Source organism: Hyphomicrobiales bacterium, assembly GCA_016710435.1.
In the GTDB taxonomy this organism is placed as follows: domain Bacteria; phylum Pseudomonadota; class Alphaproteobacteria; order Rhizobiales; family Aestuariivirgaceae; genus Aestuariivirga.
Window position 1 is genome coordinate 1 of record JADJVV010000009.1, and the last position, 17,925, is coordinate 17,925.

General features: G+C 58.3%; 19 protein-coding genes and 3 pseudogenes. 14 read left to right on the forward strand and 8 right to left on the reverse strand.

The genetic code is table 11. The features are described 5' to 3' along the window. From IPM06_17875 to IPM06_17900, 6 genes are all read right to left on the reverse strand, one after another. Nucleotides 1-198: hypothetical protein (locus IPM06_17875; protein ID MBK8772273.1), on the reverse strand; the 198-nt coding region annotated here is incomplete at its 3' end. A 1,548-nt stretch (nt 199-1,746) separates the two neighbouring features. After that, nucleotides 1,747-1,992 carry a hypothetical protein gene (locus tag IPM06_17880; protein ID MBK8772274.1) on the reverse strand — a complete coding sequence of 82 codons (246 nt, stop codon included), beginning with the start codon at nt 1,990-1,992 and terminating at the stop codon, nt 1,747-1,749. An 827-nt stretch (nt 1,993-2,819) separates the two neighbouring features. Then, nucleotides 2,820-3,134 (reverse strand): hypothetical protein, encoded by a 315-nt coding sequence (locus IPM06_17885; GenBank protein ID MBK8772275.1) that lies wholly within the window; start codon nt 3,132-3,134, stop codon nt 2,820-2,822. Further along, a complete protein-coding gene (locus tag IPM06_17890; protein ID MBK8772276.1) occupies nt 3,112-3,327 on the reverse strand; it encodes a hypothetical protein in 216 nt (71 codons plus the stop codon). Before IPM06_17890 ends, IPM06_17885 begins: the two co-directional genes overlap by 23 nt. Before the next feature lie 600 nt (nt 3,328-3,927). Then, nucleotides 3,928-4,272, reverse strand: a complete 345-nt coding sequence (locus tag IPM06_17895; protein MBK8772277.1) for a hypothetical protein — start codon at nt 4,270-4,272, stop codon at nt 3,928-3,930. Nucleotide 4,273: 1 nt separating this feature from the next. Next, on the reverse strand, nt 4,274-5,008 hold the full coding sequence (locus IPM06_17900; GenBank protein MBK8772278.1) for a PD-(D/E)XK nuclease-like domain-containing protein: 735 nt from the start codon (nt 5,006-5,008) through the stop codon (nt 4,274-4,276). A 977-nt stretch (nt 5,009-5,985) separates the two neighbouring features. On the opposite strand from IPM06_17900, the gene IPM06_17905 reads away from it, so the two are divergent. Then, nucleotides 5,986-6,240, forward strand: coding sequence for a hypothetical protein (locus IPM06_17905; GenBank protein MBK8772279.1), 255 nt, complete (start codon nt 5,986-5,988; stop codon nt 6,238-6,240). A gap of 260 nt (nt 6,241-6,500) precedes the next feature. Here the strand turns inward: IPM06_17905 and IPM06_17910 are convergent, their stop codons facing one another. Together IPM06_17910 and IPM06_17915 are read right to left on the reverse strand one after the other, a co-directional pair. Then, nucleotides 6,501-6,782 (reverse strand): hypothetical protein, encoded by a 282-nt coding sequence (locus tag IPM06_17910; protein MBK8772280.1) that lies wholly within the window; start codon nt 6,780-6,782, stop codon nt 6,501-6,503. Between the two features lie 43 nt (nt 6,783-6,825). Beyond that, nucleotides 6,826-7,443 (reverse strand): hypothetical protein, encoded by a 618-nt coding sequence (locus IPM06_17915; GenBank protein ID MBK8772281.1) that lies wholly within the window; start codon nt 7,441-7,443, stop codon nt 6,826-6,828. 577 nt (nt 7,444-8,020) lie between these two features. Between IPM06_17915 and IPM06_17920 the strand changes: the two genes are divergently transcribed. The 13 genes and pseudogenes from IPM06_17920 to IPM06_17980 all read left to right on the forward strand — a co-directional run bounded on the left by IPM06_17920 (nt 8,021) and on the right by IPM06_17980 (nt 17,728). Next, nucleotides 8,021-8,326 carry a hypothetical protein gene (locus tag IPM06_17920; GenBank protein MBK8772282.1) on the forward strand — a complete coding sequence of 102 codons (306 nt, stop codon included), beginning with the start codon at nt 8,021-8,023 and terminating at the stop codon, nt 8,324-8,326. Nucleotides 8,327-9,911: 1,585 nt separating this feature from the next. Then, nucleotides 9,912-10,616, forward strand: a complete 705-nt coding sequence (locus IPM06_17925) for a hypothetical protein (protein ID MBK8772283.1) — start codon at nt 9,912-9,914, stop codon at nt 10,614-10,616. 4 nt (nt 10,617-10,620) lie between these two features. Further along, entirely contained in the window at nt 10,621-11,115 is a 495-nt protein-coding gene (locus tag IPM06_17930) for a hypothetical protein (protein MBK8772284.1), read from the forward strand. Continuing rightward, complete coding sequence (locus tag IPM06_17935; GenBank protein MBK8772285.1) at nt 11,112-11,339, forward strand: hypothetical protein; 228 nt, start codon at nt 11,112-11,114, stop codon at nt 11,337-11,339. The genes IPM06_17930 and IPM06_17935 overlap by 4 nt, the downstream gene beginning before the upstream one ends. 120 nt (nt 11,340-11,459) lie before the next feature. Beyond that, nucleotides 11,460-11,816 carry a DUF1566 domain-containing protein gene (locus tag IPM06_17940; protein MBK8772286.1) on the forward strand — a complete coding sequence of 119 codons (357 nt, stop codon included), beginning with the start codon at nt 11,460-11,462 and terminating at the stop codon, nt 11,814-11,816. Between the two features lie 2 nt (nt 11,817-11,818). Beyond that, nucleotides 11,819-12,100 (forward strand): hypothetical protein, encoded by a 282-nt coding sequence (locus IPM06_17945; GenBank protein MBK8772287.1) that lies wholly within the window; start codon nt 11,819-11,821, stop codon nt 12,098-12,100. A 9-nt stretch (nt 12,101-12,109) separates the two neighbouring features. Then, nucleotides 12,110-12,547, forward strand: coding sequence for a DUF1064 domain-containing protein (locus IPM06_17950; GenBank protein ID MBK8772288.1), 438 nt, complete (start codon nt 12,110-12,112; stop codon nt 12,545-12,547). 3 nt (nt 12,548-12,550) lie between these two features. Next, nucleotides 12,551-12,811: a hypothetical protein gene (locus IPM06_17955; GenBank protein ID MBK8772289.1), complete on the forward strand. Its 261-nt coding sequence runs from the start codon at nt 12,551-12,553 to the stop codon at nt 12,809-12,811. Nucleotides 12,812-12,828: 17 nt separating this feature from the next. Next, nucleotides 12,829-13,197: pseudogene (locus tag IPM06_17960) on the forward strand (terminase). A 245-nt stretch (nt 13,198-13,442) separates the two neighbouring features. Next, nucleotides 13,443-14,707: pseudogene (locus IPM06_17965) on the forward strand (terminase). Between the two features lie 60 nt (nt 14,708-14,767). Beyond that, on the forward strand, nt 14,768-15,016 hold the full coding sequence (locus IPM06_17970) for a hypothetical protein (protein MBK8772290.1): 249 nt from the start codon (nt 14,768-14,770) through the stop codon (nt 15,014-15,016). 86 nt (nt 15,017-15,102) lie between these two features. Then, entirely contained in the window at nt 15,103-16,047 is a 945-nt protein-coding gene (locus tag IPM06_17975; protein MBK8772291.1) for a hypothetical protein, read from the forward strand. Continuing rightward, nucleotides 16,047-17,728, forward strand: a pseudogene (locus IPM06_17980) (phage head-tail adapter protein). Before IPM06_17975 ends, IPM06_17980 begins: the two are co-directional and overlap by 1 nt. The last annotated feature ends 197 nt before the right edge of the window (nt 17,729-17,925 follow it).

Sequence of the window (17,925 nt, forward strand, 5' to 3'; positions counted from 1 at the left end):
CAAGCACTCGGCCCGCAAGAAAGCAATGGTCGGCGCCTCTTTTCGCAGCGCGTAATACTCCACCTGCACCTTGGCGCTCCCGATCATCTTGCCTGCCAAGTTGGCAAGTTCTGCCGCTTCGCCGGGATTCATCTCGCCAGCGCGCAGCTTGGCGAACACGTCTGCCAGTTGGCCGCGCAGTTCATCCACGTTTTTCATTGATCGCCCTTTTCAGTTTTAGTAGTTCACGTTGACATTCCACCAGCGGTAGAGGAATGTCAGCCGATTTCAGTCCAATGCCTGCTCTTCGCATGCTTTGCACTCGCTGCGGGGCCTCAGGCGGTCGCCGGCTTCTCGCTCTTTGCAAGTTTGACAGGTTTTTGCACATTCTTCATTCATTGCCTTCTCCGGCCAAGCGGCCTAGCGTCAGCCGTCGGCATTGCGCGGACCAAATGTATCAGCGCGCAACCGTCACCATCCGCGAGATGGGCTGCTCTCGTCCAGTGTTCGCTGGATGGCGGTTTCCAGTCGCAACTTCTCGCCACGCAACTTCTCAATTTCGGCTGCGGCGCTGTTCCCCACAAGCCCGAGCGCCTCTGCCCACTCTATCGGGATGGTGACGTCCACTCCACCGCCGCCAGGCAACCATCCCGCACCAGCCTCAAACTGCACCCCGTTGAGTTCAAGGTGCACCGGGCAATTGCCGTCCTCATCAAGTTCAAGGAGGTCTTGGTAGAGGTGAAACCCGGCACCCGTCTTGCCGTCTATTCCGGTACAGAATCGTTTGTTTCGTGCTCATCGTTTCTTCTCCGGTTAGTCAGCAGCAACCTCGCAGCATTCAGGCGCATGGCCTGGGTTGTTTGCGTAGTATGGCTGTCCCCATTCGGGCAGCACTCGCCATTCACCTGCTCTGCGGCATCCCAATCTGCGCCATATATGGCGTTCGCCTCTTCCAGCGTAAGGTACTGCCCTTGCGCTGTAGTTGGAGATCCGCACCATCCGCATCTAAACACCTTTATCATCGCTATCTCCTTATGGCTAACCTGTCGTTTGAGCCGGACCTCCGGCGATAATGCCGCCGTCGGGCCGCTCAACTCCACGTTAGATCGTCGGATTCCCCGGCAGCGATGGCACTACTAGTCGTGTGCGGTCGCATCGAATGCAGTGTTTTTGGTCATTCCACCCGTCTGGCCTTCTGAATTTGTCACACACTGGCGGTTTCAGATTGTACGGGGTCGTTCCATTCGTTATTTGCAAACGCATCCCTGGTTCGAGGCTCGGCTTACGTGCGGGGTTCCAGCCGTGGGGTGGTCTCCCCCCGCAGTGCGGGCAAGATTGGTAATGTTCATTTCTCTCTCAGATAATCCCCCCCCCTGAGGTCGGAGCCTACTGCGTTGTCCAGACGGGCTTGACGCGATCGGGGCACGGGGCCATTTCTTTCATCCTCGCATGTTGTTGCTATTCCACAAGATCGTCGCAGCCAGATGCCCTATCCCAACGTCCCAGTTCGCCGAAGTTGGCCCTCGCGCTCCGCAGTCTCTGCAAAGGACGGCGTAGATCGATGGCACGCTGTCTCGGCGCACCTCGAAGGCCGTAACAGGCACTTCCTGGGCTACCGCAGAACGGGCGGAGTCTGATGGATGGCGGAACGCGTTCGAGTCTGGTTCAGGCGCGAGAACTTCTGTCCGAGTCATCTCAGATCCTCATAGCGAATGCGAATGCAAGCCCTTTGCGGTCGATGTCTCGCTCTCGATCAGGCCGTCACAGTCAGTCGAAGTATTCGACGCAATCTGAAACACGCTCGCGCGTCGCGTCGTCGAAGAATGTCTGAAGGCTCCACCATTCATTTCCGTCCAGCCGCATGATGAATTTGCATTCTTGTCGTATTGTCCAGACCGCAGACGCCACGGCGAGTCGTCGTTCAATCCTTCGCATTCTCTCCCTCCTGGCGATCTCATCAGCTCCGGCATTCATCACGGCTTTCCATTCCGCCTCTCTTGAGTCTATCGTCACGATCTCGCCCCCTGCTGCGTCGATATGCTCATCTGACGAGCGGACTTTCCGGCCTATCCCTGCAGAAAAACGAACAGACGACGGAAGCGCTCGCCCCTAGTACTGGTTCCTGTGCAATTCTTCGAGAAGCGGGAACCGCTGCCGTTTCAGCGGGCCGACCATGACGGAAAAGAATTCCCGCAGGGGTGGTGTCGCCGTGAAGCGCGGCCACCTTCGTCCTCTGCCCTTCGCGCTACACCTCTGAACTGTTTTGGGGAAGTCTCTCTTCTTCGGAATCGCCCGGAAATATCCCTGACCTGCCTTTGACGGCAACCGATGCAATTCGCGCTGTCGAAACCGAGTCGGCACATCATCGGCAGTATCGAGTCCGGCGCGCTGTACCATCGCCTTGCAATCTTCCTTCGTCAGACTCGTGATTATCAAAGAAACGAGAACCGGTTCGATCCTCAGGGTTCCGCTCGATGAAATCCTCATACCGATGCACTTCTTCTGCGGGTATAGCCAAGAACCATCACAACCCCGGCCGTTTCCTGCGATCGAGGAGCCCGCGCTTGATGCGACGAGTAGGGCGGCAATCTCGCCCCTTTTGGCGAAGCCGACAGCCTCAAAGTACTTCTATCGCGATGGCGTTGTATTTGGCGTCTCGAGGGTGACTATTTCTCGACCGAACCATTTCTCGCAGTCTTGAAAAATCGCCGATTGTCCAGCGTTCTTTCGGCAATTGAACGCATTTACGATCACGCAGTCGTCTCCGTATTTGGCGAGCGCGAAGTGAAGTCGCGATTGCAGACGCTGCACCACAGGAGAATTGGCAGACAATAAGAGGCTCATCTCATATCCTCATGCCGAATGCGAATGCAAATTCCCTTTCCGTCGATGTCTCGTTTCTCGATCAGGCCGTTCATGTCGAGGTATTCGAGGCACATACGCTCGCGAGTCTCCTCGTCGAAGAATGTCGGAACGATCCACCAGTCCTCGCCGTCAATCTGCCTGGCGAATTTGCATTCTTGGTAGATTGTCCAGACCGCCGTCTCAATAGCGAGTCGTCGTTCAAGCCCTCGCACTCTCTCCCTCCTGGCGATCGCATTAGCTCCGGCGTCCATCGCGGCTTTCCATTCTTTAACGTCGGAGTCTGTCGTCACGGCCGCTGCCCCTGTTGCGCAGAATAGTCAGGCGACCGAAGATCAGGAGAGCTCCGACCGCCCCGGCGTAGAGCATGGCGACGATGCATAGCGCCAGGATAATAGAGGCGTAGATGACGGCATAGGCGAGCATCTCCATGCCGCGATCGTCGTCGTCTTGAGGCTCGACGATGCGTGGGTTTGGTTTGGTCACTTCGGCTGCTCCTGTGTCGCCGACTGCAGATCGTTCAGCAACTGACGGATCAGCGTGGGGCAGCAGTGGTGAGCCATCCAGTCGGTCAGGTACCCAAGCGCCCATGCTTCATGGTGCCCACTGACGGCCGGTCCTCTGATGCCTTGGCTATCAGGGATGCTCTGATCTTGGTTGCGTCGGTCATATATCCTCCTTGTTATCGATGACAACTGCAGTTTGAGCAAAACGTGTTCGCGTAGTTGTTAGCCGCCACCATATCCACAAACATAGCATTTCCACCCTGTTCCAGTGTCTGGGTGATGCAACCGCTGTTCGTCATACGGCATCGCTGTTGCTGCATCGTGTTCATCAAAGCATTCCTTTGAGTGACTCCATCCATCTGTACAACCGCAATTTGTTCCTTTGCATGGCGGCAAATTGCTCACTGTCTTGGTTTGCGTTGGTCATAGTCGTGATTCCTAAAGGTTAGCTGTCGGCATCACGCGTCACCCCGTTGCGGGCCTCGTTTGCAGACTCCGGCGTCTTCTTAGTGCAAGCCAATGTCGTAGGAATCGGCTTTTGCGCGGGAGTTTCAGATCAAACGTCCGTTCCGCATCGAGTTCAGGTGACCCCTTGATGCGAATTCCGGCTCCATCCTTTGGGCCGACTCGCACCTGGCGAACGCACAGGGGTTAGTTTGTGGCCGACCCATGCGTTCGTCTCGCGGCCCCACAGCTCTTTGATGCACTCGGCGTTTGTCCGGTTCAGGAGCCACCCTCGCGGGCTGCGCGACTCACGGAAATAGACGATGATCCTATCCTTCGTCTTCCCCTTCCCGTCGTCGTCGCCGATCTTCATCGACTCGACTTGTTCGAGCGTCACGCGGTCGATTGTTAGAGTCGGCTCTTTGCCGACCAGCTCTGCGGCTGTGATATACGTCCCCAAGAATCCTAGGCCCATGTCCATGTCATTCTCCTAATTCTATCCCGAACGCATCCGGGCCGTCGTCGTCGTCGTCCATGCCGACCCAGGCCGGCAACTGCAGCGCTTGCGGCTCCGTGTAGCGCCCAGGCCACCTGCCTGACGCCCTGCACTCTGCCACACGCACCAGCAGTTTGCCTACTTCGTCCGTCGCGTACCAGAGTGAGTCGGCGTCAATCTCGAATACTCCAACATCATACGGCGCGGACTTCTCCACAGCGACGAGCAGTATTGACTGCGGCATCCACCCGCTCCCGGAATGGATTCCAGCCGCGTAGTGTGCCATCTGGCAGTGATACATATATCGAGCGACCGAGGCGCCGAATCTTCGCCCGTCAATGCTGATCGTAGTCTTCAGGTCGATGAGCGTTCTGGTAGATGGCACGATCCAGTCCGGCCGCGCCTTGCACTGCAGGCCGGAATTTACGTCGGTCCATATTAGGCTGCACTCGTATTCCGCGCCCGTGTCTTGCATATACGGCACAACGAGAGGATGCGCCCGAACCGCTCTGGCGATCGCCATCGCCTCGTCAATTTCCGCCGAACTGAAGATTGTTTTCCCGATGTTCGCATCCTTGAAGTCTGTCCACGCCTTCCCCTGGCGCCGCTCACCGCCCCATATCGCAATTTCTGAGTTGAACAGTTCCGGCTCGAAAACCATCGCATGGATCGCGCGGCTGAATGCGAGGGCTGGCGTATCCGCGCGCTTGTGGGTCAGCATGTGCTTGTACTTTGGCTGGGGATTCCGCCATATATTTAAGGCTGGACCAATTCACAGCATCAACGTTATCGTACTGAAAGCGGTTCATTTTCGAGATCCTTTTGCAATTTCTGCGGCAAACAGGAGGGCGAGAATGCGCAATTCCTTCTTTCTCCCACCAATAAGCAAGGTCTGTCATTTCTGGATAGAAGCGCTGAAACATATTTCTGGCGGCATAGAACTCATTTACAGTTGTTGCAGAACAACTGATCGCGTTTGTTAACCTGTAATACGGTTCATTATGCAAAATCCTAGCCGCTCTCAGAAATATCGTCTCCAGCTTCACGCCGCCACCCCGCGACCACGAGCATGCACGATGTCGTAACCAGCGGTTCCACTGCCTGCACGAAACCAGTCGTGCGGATTCCGGTCGGCCAGAAGCAAGCCGTCACATTCCCGGTCATTCTCGTCAGGCGTCTGTGCCTCATACTGGAACTCGCACGTCGCCGTGCTGCAGAGGGATCAAGGTATTCGGCCACTCATCTTCCTCCTCGTTAGCGGCGTTGATTGGCAATTTCGCCCGCGCCGGCGGGGGCGGGGCCCCCGGGGCGGCCCCGGGGCGGACCCCCCTGGGGGGCCCCATTCCCGGGGGGGGGGGGGGGGGGGGGGGACATGGCGCAAGGTGGCGAGATGGATTGTGCTGACGCCCTTCGGCGTGAGCCAGTACCAACTCTTGATAATCATGAGAGTAACTCCGGACGATCGCGGAGAGAGTTCATCCTCTCCAGATACTCTTCCTGCAAACCGCGCTCTGCGTCGCGCATCGACTGATACAACTGCTGGGCCATACGCAGCGGGGTCGAGGCGCGACCGTCGAGCATTGCCGCTCTGGCGGCTTCTCCGTATCGAATGGACGCCATCCAGCAGGCCGCCTCCAGGTCTAAGGCTGTGATTCATGAGGATGCGCAGCCACCAGTAGCGCAGTTTCATTATCACGATTGCTCCTCCTCGTCCCGTTCCTTTTGCGCATGCAGTTCGGCCAGCGCATGCGAAAGGTGGAATTCAACGTCCAGCCAGCCGCGCGCCACCGCAATATCGTAAAGCACCTGGACGCGGGCAATCATGCGGGACGGGGAGTCGATCTCGCGCAGCAGCGTCTTGAGTTCGTGGAGCTGGCGGCGTTGATCTCAGTGGCGATGGTTGCCAGGTTCAAATTTTATGATTTCCTCAGCGCTCGATCGATTCCGGCATGAATAAGAATTTCAGCCGTCGCCGGAGCCGGAGCCGTAGCCGGAGCCGGAGCCGGAGCCGTCGCCGTAGCCGGAGCCGTAGCCGGAGCCGGAGCCGGAGCCGGAGCCGGAGCCGTAGCCGGAGCCGTAGCCGTAGCCGGAGCCGGAGCCGTCGCCGTAGCCGGAGCCGGAGCCGTCGCCGGAGCCGGAGCCGGAGCCGGAGCCGGAGCCGGAGCCGGAGCCCGTAGCCGGAGCCGGAGCCGTCGCCGTAGCCGTAGCCGGTATTACTCATGCGCTTCCAGCGCCCGCAGATTTGCGGCGGCTGCCTCGCTGCACGGAATAATCTCAATGGCCTCTGTGAGCAAGATATGCGGGATGGAAATCGAAAGCTTCGAGGATTTGCTGATTCCTTTCTCAGCGACGGCAGATAGGGTAAACGCTCCATGCCAATACCAAATTCGGCGGGCGTTGTGCAGCACTACCTCCCTTCCGAGGCGACTCGCAAGCGTGCCGAAATGGACGCCGGCGGAATGGGTGCGAATGATTACATCTTTGCCTTCAAACATTGCGGAACCTCCTTGGGTTGTGTTGCGCTGTTCATGGACATGGTTAGTACAGCGGCTTCGGTCCAGATGATTCGTCGATGGCCGTCGTTTTGGCTTCGCGTGGTGGGCAAGTACCGCCAGACGCTTCAATGGCCTCGCGCTTCTTGGAATCCATGCACAGTCGAGCAACGGCAGCCGAGTGTAGGCCCAGAGCATGCAGCACCTTGGCGTCTTCGCGGGCGTTGCATGGCTCACTTTCAATCGTTGCGCCGATACCAGCCGAGAAAATCCCGTTACCGAACGATCCGCTTGCAGATCCGTTGCAGGAAATGCCGCTCGCTGTCAAAGCGATTGACGGCGCATACGGTGCGGGTTTGGTTTCGTCGTTATTGCTGACGCTGACGATAGCCTGTCCTGCTACGTTGCCAGAGGTCCGGATAGACGAATTGCCGGACTTACTGATGCGGGAATTTCCGGAGCCCGTGACCGCCGACGTTGTAGTGGGCTTTATGGTGGTATTGACCTCGGGCTTGACCGATATCGACGACCCGAATGCAACTCCACTCACGGCGACCGCAGCCGCCTTTGTGTTGCTGACAGGGGCGGGGTTGGCGTCATGCCCGGTAGCAAACGAGGGTGACGCCAACAGGGCCAACGATGTTGCAACGATGCTGAGTTTCATGAATCTCTCCGGTCAGTTGTTGATGAGTCATCCTAGCAACAAAAAAAAGTTTGCGCAAGATATTGCGCGCATATTTTTCCGGTGCTAGTATTCGGACATGGAATCAGACATCACATTTGTCAGCCGGCGGCTAGCCGCGGACACTCGCAGTCTGGCGAAGATTGCGATGGACGCTAAGATCGGGCGTAGTTGGCTCGAAAAGTTTGCCCGCGGAGACATTCCGAATCCGGGCTATCTAACCGTGGCGCACATGGCGAGGTATTACCGCCGACTGGGCAAATGATGGCATTGACTTATGACTATTCCAGATGCGCAGGGACAACGCACCCGACATGCCGATTTTGCAGGCGTCGGGAGACCAGGCCCGATCCGTGGCAAAGCTGGATGTCGCCGCCGATTAACACACTAACCGGCGAGTGCGGCAGCTTTATCGAGCCGGCATCTATTCGGCACAGTAACAACACGACGCCTAACGTCTGAGTTGAGCGGGATTCGCCGGCCTTATGGCGAAGCTCCGCTCGAACGATGGGTTAGCGGGCTGCCCACAACTAGCTCGCAACGTGAAGGAGAACTCCGAATGAAAGTAAAACTGGCTGAAGCGCTGTTGCGGCGCAAGGAACTGCAAGGCAAAGTTGATGTGCTGAAGCAGATCAAGGACAAGGACTTGTTTGAGGTGAAGGCACAGCGTAAGCAGGTGACGGACAGCATTGACGATGTGATTGCCCAGGTGCCGAAACTCACGGCATCGCAGGTGACGCAAGAGTACGACTGGCACGCCAGGCAGCTGCGGCTGGTGGATGCCGCCATTCAACAAGCGAACTGGACGTGCGAAATTGAAGTGCATGACGATTCGATGGGTGATTACGTGGCGAAGTCTGCGTAGTTGTGAGAGTTGGCGGGCTTAAGAAGGTAGCCGCTGCGTTTGTGGAAAAGGCTTGCTCCGTGCCTCAAACGGTAGGTGTTGCGCGACATCGTAGCTAACCCTGTGAATCAGGAACAATGGCGTCTCGCCGGATGACTCTAAAGCCGGGGAATTCCGAATACCTGAACAGTGAACGGCGAACGTAAGCATGACCGACTGGATGAACACGATAACCGAGACTTTGATATTTCCGACTAACCAGCCACAGGGCGGCTACCGCCTTAAGCCCGCTAACCCGGCGGTGCGCACCACGGACAGCAATTGAGAGCGATGAATTACAATGATTGACCCCCCTTCGCCCGCGTGCGTCCTTCCCCCCTACCGCTCCTCCCTCCCGGTAGTGGCGCACGCGGGCACCTTTTCAATGCCGCGCCTGTTCTGCGTCGCTGAGCAGCTTCCGCAGAATGTAGTGATAAGTTACCTTTCCTTATCGTCCAAAGGCGCGGCGCCCTAACACAGAAACGGATTGAGGGGGGGGGGGGGGGGGGGGGGGGGGGGGGGGGTCTGAAAGTGAAACAACAAGGAAGAGCCCCAGCTCCACCAATCGCGTTTTCGCCATACGTCCCCATTTCAATTGCCGATCAACTGGCGGCGATGAATTCGAGCGACACGCTCGAGTCGCGCGCCAGGCGCCTACTCTGCGGGAAAAAGCCGCCTCCGTTACGAATTTCCCCGAAGTGGACTTCGAGCGAAGACCTGATTCCTCTAATTTTGTCTGATCTGGCAGGGCGATCCGAGGCGGCCCGCACGCGAGAAGTATGGAGGGCGATAGGCGATGACAAATCCCCGGTTTGGAAGGTTCACGACGCCCTTCTGGCGCTAATGCGGGAGGGGACGATAACCGGACGGATGGTAAAGTCGAGGTCTGGTCCGGCTTGGGTATTTAAGGCAAAGGCCGGCTTGCCATGATTGAGTGCGGGCCGATTCGGCAGACTGACCCTATCGAGGTAGCAGGCGGCGTAAAGGCGGCGATTCCGGAGATCGAAGTCGGCCAGTCCAGAGACTTCTACGGCCCGCCGCGAGAGCTACACAATTTGCGCAAGCGCACTCACTGGTACGGTACGCAGTGGGGCCGAGTCTTTCGGACCCGCACTGGCGACGGCCGGCTGATTGTTAGCCGCGTGGCTTAACAAAGCGCTTAACAATCGGGTATTTGCTAAGCCTATCTGCTTGATTTTCTGTTTCTGATGCGGCACAATTAAGCAATGGAAAAAATCAAACGATCAGACGCAATCGCGCTCGGTCTCCGCAAGTACTTTACCGGGAAGCCGTGCAAGCATGGACACATTGCAGATCGATGGACTGATACGTCGAACTGCACTGTTTGCACTGCAGATCGTGTGAATAGGTCCAGGGAAGAAATCAAGCGTATTCGTGAATCTATCGAAGCGGTGCGCTGATGGCTCGTTCTCGAAACATCAAGCCAGGGTTTTTTAGGAATGCGGAACTCGTCGAACTTCCATTTGAGACCCGACTTCTATTTCCCGGGCTGTGGATGCTCGCAGATCGTGAGGGACGGCTAGAAGACCGCCCAAAGCAAATCAAGATGGAAATCTTTCCAGCGGATTCTGTTGATGTAGATCAACTTCTACAACAATTGCACAACGCCGGTTTGATTTGCAGGTACATCGTTGATGGAAAACGATTTTTGCAAGTTCTAAAGTTCTCGAAACATCAACAGCCACACCATCGGGAGCCACCTAGTGTTATCCCGGAATGCCCAGACAAGACAGAGGAAAGCCCGGGGCAAGCCCAGGGCGAAGCACAACCTAGGTCGGTGCCAGCCGCGCTGATTCCTGATATCCTGATTCCTGATATCCTGATTCCTGATTCCAGCAGAACCCCCTCTTCGCTGACGGGCAGTGAGATATCAACCAAGGCCACCTCAACTGATCGCGACGGGGCTGCGCCCGAAAAAAATGAACGCCGCAGAACCAAGTCGAAGGGAACACAACTCCCTGACACATTCTCGCCTACCGAAGCACACATGGAACTCGCTGCTCAGCTTGGCGTGCAGATCAGCGAAGAGCTTCCGGCGTTTCTCGATTTCCACGCATCGAAGGGAACCGTTTTCAAGGACTGGAACCGAGGCTTTTGTACCTGGCTCAGAAACGCGAGAAAGTTCAATGGAGGAAAAAATGGAAGACGGCACGAAAGCACAGCAGACCGACGTGCAGCCTATCTCGCAGAACTCTGCTCCCCCCGCACGACTGCGGGAACTATCGACGGAACGGCAGAGCGCTTGGATTGATGCCTTGTTTGCCAAGCTCGGGCGAATGTACGGAACCACGTTCGCAAACCTATGGGGAGGCATTCCTTTGCCGGAGCTAAAGGCCGAATGGCAGTCTTCGCTAGCGGCCTATACTGGTCCGCAGATCGCTTGGGCGCTTGGTGCCGTGGGGCGGGAGTGCGATGTCGCTCCGACATTGCCTAGGTTCGCCCGTTATTGCGCTCAAGCACCGCGACCGGAAGCGCCTGTTGCTCCGACAGAGACGGCTCCGATCAGTCCGGCAGTGAAGGAAAAGATCGAGAAGGCCGTTGCGAAGAAGTCTGATTCTCTCGATCAACGGGCTGGATGGGCCGTTAAGGTGCTGTCCAGAATTGCACACGGGGAAATCATGCCGATGATTTGCGAGACAAACGCAATCGAGGCGCTTACCAATCTCGATGCGCGGCACCTAGCGCCGGCTGAGTACGTTGCTTTGAACAAATCCGTATGGCTCAAGAAGATGGAGAAATCTAGGATATGACCATCCGCAAGCCCAACATGCGTCGCAACCATACCGGCTGTGTGGTCGGCGAGCAACACCACAGAGCGAAGCTCAGCGATGCCCAGGTGGCACAGATGCGCGAGGCTTACGCTATCGGAAAAGCGCAGAGCGGGAATCGATTCGGCTATGGGACTCTCGCGGCCCGTTTCGGCTGCGGCGCGAGCACGGCGCGCGATATTTGCACGTATCGGACGAGACCTTGATGCACAAAACACGGTGTTTCCAGATCTCGCAAAAGATACGATACGCTGGGAGCTATCTCGGCTGCTGTCTGCTGAGGCGGTAACGGTTCAAGAGACGATACACGGACGGAGGTACATAGCGTGAGACCAGAACTGCAAGAAGGCGAAATCTATGCGGGCATCGTGCTCGGCAAGGATGGCGACAAGGATCATCACCTGATCGTGCTGCCAGGCGCTGCCAATGACCTCACCTGGAAGAAAGCCGTCGAGTGGGCCACCGAGCGGGGCGGCGAACTGCCAACCCGGCGCGAGCAGGCCATTTTGTACGGAAACCTTCCGGAGTCCTTCGAAAAGGATTGGTATTGGTCAGCCGAGCAGCACGCCTCCTACTCTGACTATGCCTGGTTTCAGTACTTCCACTACGGCAACCAGGATTACAGCATCAAGGACCTCAAGCTCCGGGTCCGCGCCGTCCGCAGGGTAGCGATTGAGCCATGAGCATGGATGAAATCGACAACGAGCTTTTCGAGGAGCGAGCGGCGATCATGGAATACGACGGCGGGCTATCACGCGAAGAGGCCGAGTACAAAGCCCGGATCGAGGTTGAGGCGAAACGCCACGCATGCGAGGTCAAATACGTGCTCGCCCTTGAGAACGCCGAAAAGGCCGCCTATTTCGATCTCTGCCGGAAACGCCGGGGCGATGCGGCGACTGAAAAACTACGGGATGACGTGATCGAGGCGTACCGGGCGGCGGCAGCGGCTGGACACATGGAGGATTAGGGTATGCGCATGACTGAAGAGGAATACCGGAAGGCCCAGTCTCGCGTCAAAGCGCCGGCTCGGGCTGATGCTAAGGTTGTGGCAAAAGCACCGGCTAAGGCTACGAAATACGGCAACCGGAAGACTATCGTCGATGGAATCAAGTTCGATTCAAAAAAAGAGGCGGCGCGCTATCGGGTGCTCAAGGAGGACGAGGACGCAGGATTTATCCGCAATCTTGTGATTCAGCCGGTTTTCGTTTTGGCGCCGCCTGTGGTCCTGAAGGGCAAGAAGAAGCCTGCCCTGCGCTACTACGCCGACTTTGGCTACGAGGCCCGCATAGCATCCGGCGACTGGGTTAAGATCGTCGAGGACGTGAAGAGCGCGGCGACCAAAACCAGCGCGCTGTACCGGGTGAAGCTCCACCTCCTTAAGTACGTGCATGGTATCGACGTTGATGAGGTATGAAAAATGGCAATTTTTCGCTTGATCCGAGTCAGTGAGTCAGGCCGGCGCATCGGCGAGAGCCACCCGCGGGCTATCCTCACCGATGCCGATGTCGATACAATACGCGCCATGCACGAGGACGAAGGCAAGGGATACAAGACCATCTCGAAGTACATGACACAGATTAAGGGGCGGCGAATCAGCCGAGGGTTGGTCTGGAAGGTATGCAAATACCGCACTCGGGCGGAGCATTGCGCCGATGTCAAGACTGTGGAGGTGGTATGAAGAAGCCCGGGCGTCGGTCGACATATACGGAAGCGGCGGCGACTGAAATCTGTAATCGACTTGCCGATGGGGAACCTCTTCGCGCGATTTGCCGCGAGGAACATATGCCCGCGTGGCGGACCGTGTATTCGTGGATTGCGAGCCGGGCCGAGTTTGCGGCACGCATCGCGCGCGCGCGTGAAATCGGCTTCGACGCCATCGCGGAAGAGGCGCTGAATATCGCCGACACGCCGCTTGAAGGTGTCCGTATCGAGGTCACAGAAGACGGGCAGAGAGAGGTGCGCGAGGACATGCTTGGGCACCGAAAACTGCAGATCGAGACACGCCTTAAATTGCTGGCTAAGTGGTGCCCTCAGAAGTACGGGGAGAAGCAGTCGGTAGATTTGAATATCACGGCAGGTCTTGCGGAGCGGCTAGCACGAGCGCTTTCCGAGTGAATATCGACCCAGAATCCGCAAAGATCAAGCTGGCAAAACTCTGTGCCCGCGATCCTGAGAGGTGGGCGCGAAAGGCGTATGACTGGGGACACGGAGAGCTGAAAGACTATTCCGGACCCCGCGTCTGGCAAGCTGAGACGTTCGCGGTCATCCGCGATCACCTTAGCAACAAGGCAACGCGCTTTCAGCCGCTGATGCTTGGAGTCGCGTCCGGGCACGGGATCGGGAAGTCCGCCGCGATCGGCATGCTGTGCAATTGGGCGCTCAGCACCTGCGATGATTGCAAAGTCATGGTCACGGCCAACACCGAGGCCCAGTTGCGCACCAAGACAAGCCCGGAAGTGGGCAAGTGGTCGCGGCTCTCGCTCACGGCAAACTGGTTCGATGTTGAGTCGACTTCGATCTCCTCGAAGGATTCGGTGCATCGGAAGACCTGGCGGGCCGACTTCATTCCGTGGAGCGAGAACAATACCGAGGCATTCGCGGGCCTGCACAACAAGGGCAAGCGCATCGTGCTGATCTTTGACGAGGCCTCGGCCATTGCCGACAAGGTCTGGGAAGTCGCAGAGGGTGCGCTGACCGACGAAAGCACCGAGATAATCTGGATAGCGTTCGGCAACCCGACGAGAAACACAGGTCGATTCCGGGAGTGCGCGCGCCGGCTAAAGCACCGTTGGCAATTTCGCCAGATCGACAGCCGCCAGGTCGAAGGCACGAACAAGGAGCAAATTGCCAAGTGGGTGCAGGACTACGGCGAGGACTCCGACTTCGTCAAGGTCAGAGTGCGAGGCATGTTCCCGTCGGCCTCGTCGCGGCAGTTCATAAGCGAGGTTGATGTCTCTGCAGCCTACGGGAAGGAGTTGCAACTGCATCAGTTCGACTTCGCGCCGAAAATCCTGACAGTCGATCCAGCGTGGGAAGGAGACGACGAATTTGTCATCGGCCTGCGGCAAGGGCTGGTGTTCCGCATCCTGCATCGCATGGCAAAGAACGACAACGACCTGATCGCAGCCGCCCTTATTGCCCGTTACGAAGACGAGGAAAAGGCGGATGCTGTGTTCATCGACGCCGGCTTTGGTACCGGCATCGTCAGCGCCGGGCAGGGCATGGGCCGTACTGGCTGCTGGTGTGGTTCGCTTCCGCCTCTGCCAATCATGGCTGCCTCAACAAGCGCGCAGAGATGTGGCAAGCGGCGCGCGACTGGCTCAAGGCCGGTGGCTGCATTCCCGATGATCCTGTGCTGCGGGACGAGTTGATGGCGCCTGAAGTCGTTCCGCGAGTCGACGGCAAGGTGCAGATCGAGGCAAAGAAGGACATGAAGGCGCGTGGCATTCCATCGCCGAACCGGGCCGACGCGCTGGTGCTCTCGTTTGCCTTCCCTGTGTTCAAGAAGGACGCTTTACCCGCGGGGAACAAGCCAAATGCCCGCCGCGCCTACGACCCATACCAGAACGTCTAGGGCTCCATGACTCTCTGATCGGTCGCGACAATCCACCGGAATTACAGTCCGGTGATTGTCATGGCATCGTATCTCGACTCGATCGCACAGTATCTCAGCGCTGATACGCTCGCAGCAGCCCGGAAGGGTGGCAGTCCGGAAACCCTGCTGTCTGCAGTACGCGGCAAGCAGCCAGACGACATCTCGATCGACCTGGGCAACTACAACCCAGACAACTGGCTGATGAAGATGGGCACCAAGCGCGTCTTCCAGCAGGGAGAGTTTGATAACCCGACCGCTGGGCGCCGGGCGCACAGGCTGCGGCGCTGAAGAATGCGACATGGGACTCGCAGTACGGCCTTTTGTACGACATCAAAGACGCCGAGAAATACTGGATTCCGGAAAAGGTGGGGTTCATGGACAAAGTCATGTCCATGTTGCCGCTGGTAGCTGCCGGCATCATGACGGCCGGCGTTGGCGGAGCCTTCGGTGCAGGCTCAGCAGGGTCCGCGAGTTCCTCTACGCTGTTCACGGGAGGCGCCGGCGCTGGTGAAGCAGCGGTTGCGGCGACTGCCACCGAAGCGGGGGCGGCTGGTGCCGCCGCGGCTGGCGGCTACACAGCAGGGCAGCAAGCCGCGCTAGACTCGCTGATACACGATCTCACCATCGCCGATGCGCTTGAGAGTGGCGCGGCCGGCGCGGCCGGTGCAAGCGCTGTCGACGCCGGCTCTGCCGCCGGCTACACCATCGAGCAACAGCAGTCACTTGACTCGCTCATCGGCGACCTGATGAAGGCTGACCAGCTCGACGCAGGAGGCAAGGGCGCCGGGCTCATCAATCAACTGAAGGACGCCTACGGCGCGGCCAAGCCGTACAAGGATGTGTTGTCGATCGCGCAGACAGCCGCTTCGGTCTTCCAAGGCCAAGGCGCGGCCGATGCCACCAAACAGGCCGCAGGACAGCAGCAACAGGCCGGCAATGACGCGCTGGCCGCACAGCAGGCGGCACAGCAGGCCCAAGCCGATGCAGCCGCCAAGTCCCTCGAATTGCAGCGCCAGGCGCAGGAAAAGCAGCTCGCGCAACAGAACGCCACGCTGCAGGAGCAACTGCGCATGCAGCAGGCCATGGCGTCGTATCAGCAACAGGTCTATTCGCAACAACTGGCGCAAGCCGCGAAGTCGTCGAAGCTCGCAGAGGAACAGCTTCGGCGGAACAATCAGAGACAGCCTGACTTTGCGGCTGCGCTCAGCGGCAACCGTCGAGCCGGGCAAATGGGCGTTGCCGGCACGATGCTCACCGGCGCAGGAGGGCTCGATCCTGGCCTACTGACACTCGGCCGTAACACGTTGCTGGGGGCTTGATGGCGGACTACATAGACTCACGAAAGCAGATTCTTCAGCGTTGGGCGGCGCTCGAGCAGGAACGCTCATCGTGGCTGACGCACTGGCAGGAGATAGCCAGGTACCTGCTGCCGCGCAATGGCCGCTTTCTCTGCACCGACAACAACCGCGGCGAGAAGCGCCACAACGCGATCTACGACTCGACCGGGACGCGCGCTCTACACCCTACAGGCCGGCATGATGTCCGGCATGACCCAGTCCGGCGAGGCCGTGGTTCAAGCTGGCGACCCCAGATCACGACCTGAACCGCTATGGTCCGGTGAAAATCTGGTTGTCCGACGTCACGCAGTTGATGCGTGAGGTGTTCCAGCGCTCGAATACCTATCGCGCGCTGCAACACATGTACCTCGAACTCGGCGCTTTCGGCACGGCGGCATCCTTCCTCACCGAGGATTACACCGACGTAATCCGTCACTACCCGCTGACGATCGGCGAATTTTCTGTCGCGACCGATAACCGTGGAATGGTTAATACTCTGGCGCGCAAGTACCGCATGACTGTGGGCAACATCGTCCGCGAGTTCGGTATCGCCAACGTTTCGACCGGCATCAAAGACGCATGGGACCGGCACCGCGTCGACGACTGGCGCGAGGTAATCCACGTTGTGCAGCCGCGCGAGGACCGCGACGATACGAAACGCGACGCCAAGAACATGCCGTGGGCCTCGACCTACATCGAGGTCGCATGCGATCACCAGAAGGTGCTGCGTGAATCCGGATTCGAGATTTTTCCGGCGCTTTGTCCGGCGCTGGCAGACGGCCGGTGGCGACATATACGGCCATTCGCCCGGAATGGAATCGTTGGGCGACATCAAACAGTTGCAGCAGGAGCAGTTGCGCAAGGGACAGGGAATCGATTGCTGATGTCGCAGCCGCCGTTGCAGGCGCCGACCGCGATGAAGAACGTCGGCGTTGATTCGCTGCCAGGGGGAATCTCCTACTACGACGCCACTTCGCCGCACAGCGGAATCCGCACGCAGTTCGAAATCCGGCTGGACCTCAATCACCTGCTGGCCGACATCCAGGACGTGCGCGGACGCATCAGATCGGCCTTTCTACGCCGACCTGTTCTTAATGCTTGCCAATCAGACCGATGCGCGCATGACAGCTACCGAGGTGGCTGAGCGGCATGAAGAAAGTTGCTGATGCTGGGGGGCTGGTGACAGAGTCGCTCCACAACGAGCTCCTTGATCCGCATCAGGACATCACCTTCTCCCGCATGCTCAAGGCAGGCATTCTGCCGCTCGTGCCTGAAGAGTTGAAAGGCATGGACCTTAACGTCGAGTACGTCTCGGTGCTCGCGCAAGCACAGCGCGCGGTCGGAACGAACAGCGTCGATAGATTCGTCTCGAACCTCGGCGTAGTGGCGCAGATCAAGCCGGAAGTCATCGACAAGCTGGACGTTGATGGTGGGCGGACGCCTACTCGGACATGCTAGGCGTCGATCCGAAAATGATAGTTCCGGGCGAGCAGGTCGCGCTGGTACGCAAGCAGCGCGGCAAGCACAGGCGCAAGCCGCACAGGCCGAACAGCAGAAATTGCAGAGCGAGACCGTGCGCAACGTCGGGTCTGTCGATCCGTCTCAGATGGGCGACGTGATGAACATGTTCAGCGGGTATTCGACGCCGGGGACCGTGCAATGAGGGGCTCCATAACACACGGGGCGCGCGATTTTAGTAACTCATCGCATGACCCGTTTGACCTCGAGGGCCAGGAACAGCACCGCAAGGCGAAGGACGACTGTGACGGGCTCGACCGAAAGAACGAGGCAGAGGACATTTGATTACGGTTGATGTCAGGGCCGCGCCCGGCCCGGCGGATCGCTTACCGATTCCTCGAG

What these genes read in the sequence shown, in the direction of transcription:
- IPM06_17895 (MBK8772277.1), bottom strand. Translation starts at nt 4,272, where the DNA reads ATGGACATGGGCCTAGGATTCTTGGGGACGTATATCACAGCCGCAGAG.
- IPM06_17955 (MBK8772289.1), top strand. Translation starts at nt 12,551, where the DNA reads ATGGCAATTTTTCGCTTGATCCGAGTCAGTGAGTCAGGCCGGCGCATC.
- IPM06_17910 (MBK8772280.1), bottom strand. Translation starts at nt 6,782, where the DNA reads ATGTTTGAAGGCAAAGATGTAATCATTCGCACCCATTCCGCCGGCGTC.
- IPM06_17945 (MBK8772287.1), top strand. Translation starts at nt 11,819, where the DNA reads ATGGATGAAATCGACAACGAGCTTTTCGAGGAGCGAGCGGCGATCATG.
- IPM06_17935 (MBK8772285.1), top strand. Translation starts at nt 11,112, where the DNA reads ATGACCATCCGCAAGCCCAACATGCGTCGCAACCATACCGGCTGTGTG.
- IPM06_17920 (MBK8772282.1), top strand. Translation starts at nt 8,021, where the DNA reads ATGAAAGTAAAACTGGCTGAAGCGCTGTTGCGGCGCAAGGAACTGCAA.
- IPM06_17970 (MBK8772290.1), top strand. Translation starts at nt 14,768, where the DNA reads ATGGCATCGTATCTCGACTCGATCGCACAGTATCTCAGCGCTGATACG.
- IPM06_17900 (MBK8772278.1), bottom strand. Translation starts at nt 5,008, where the DNA reads ATGCTGACCCACAAGCGCGCGGATACGCCAGCCCTCGCATTCAGCCGC.
- IPM06_17925 (MBK8772283.1), top strand. Translation starts at nt 9,912, where the DNA reads ATGGAAATCTTTCCAGCGGATTCTGTTGATGTAGATCAACTTCTACAA.
- IPM06_17975 (MBK8772291.1), top strand. Translation starts at nt 15,103, where the DNA reads ATGGACAAAGTCATGTCCATGTTGCCGCTGGTAGCTGCCGGCATCATG.
- IPM06_17950 (MBK8772288.1), top strand. Translation starts at nt 12,110, where the DNA reads ATGACTGAAGAGGAATACCGGAAGGCCCAGTCTCGCGTCAAAGCGCCG.
- IPM06_17915 (MBK8772281.1), bottom strand. Translation starts at nt 7,443, where the DNA reads ATGAAACTCAGCATCGTTGCAACATCGTTGGCCCTGTTGGCGTCACCC.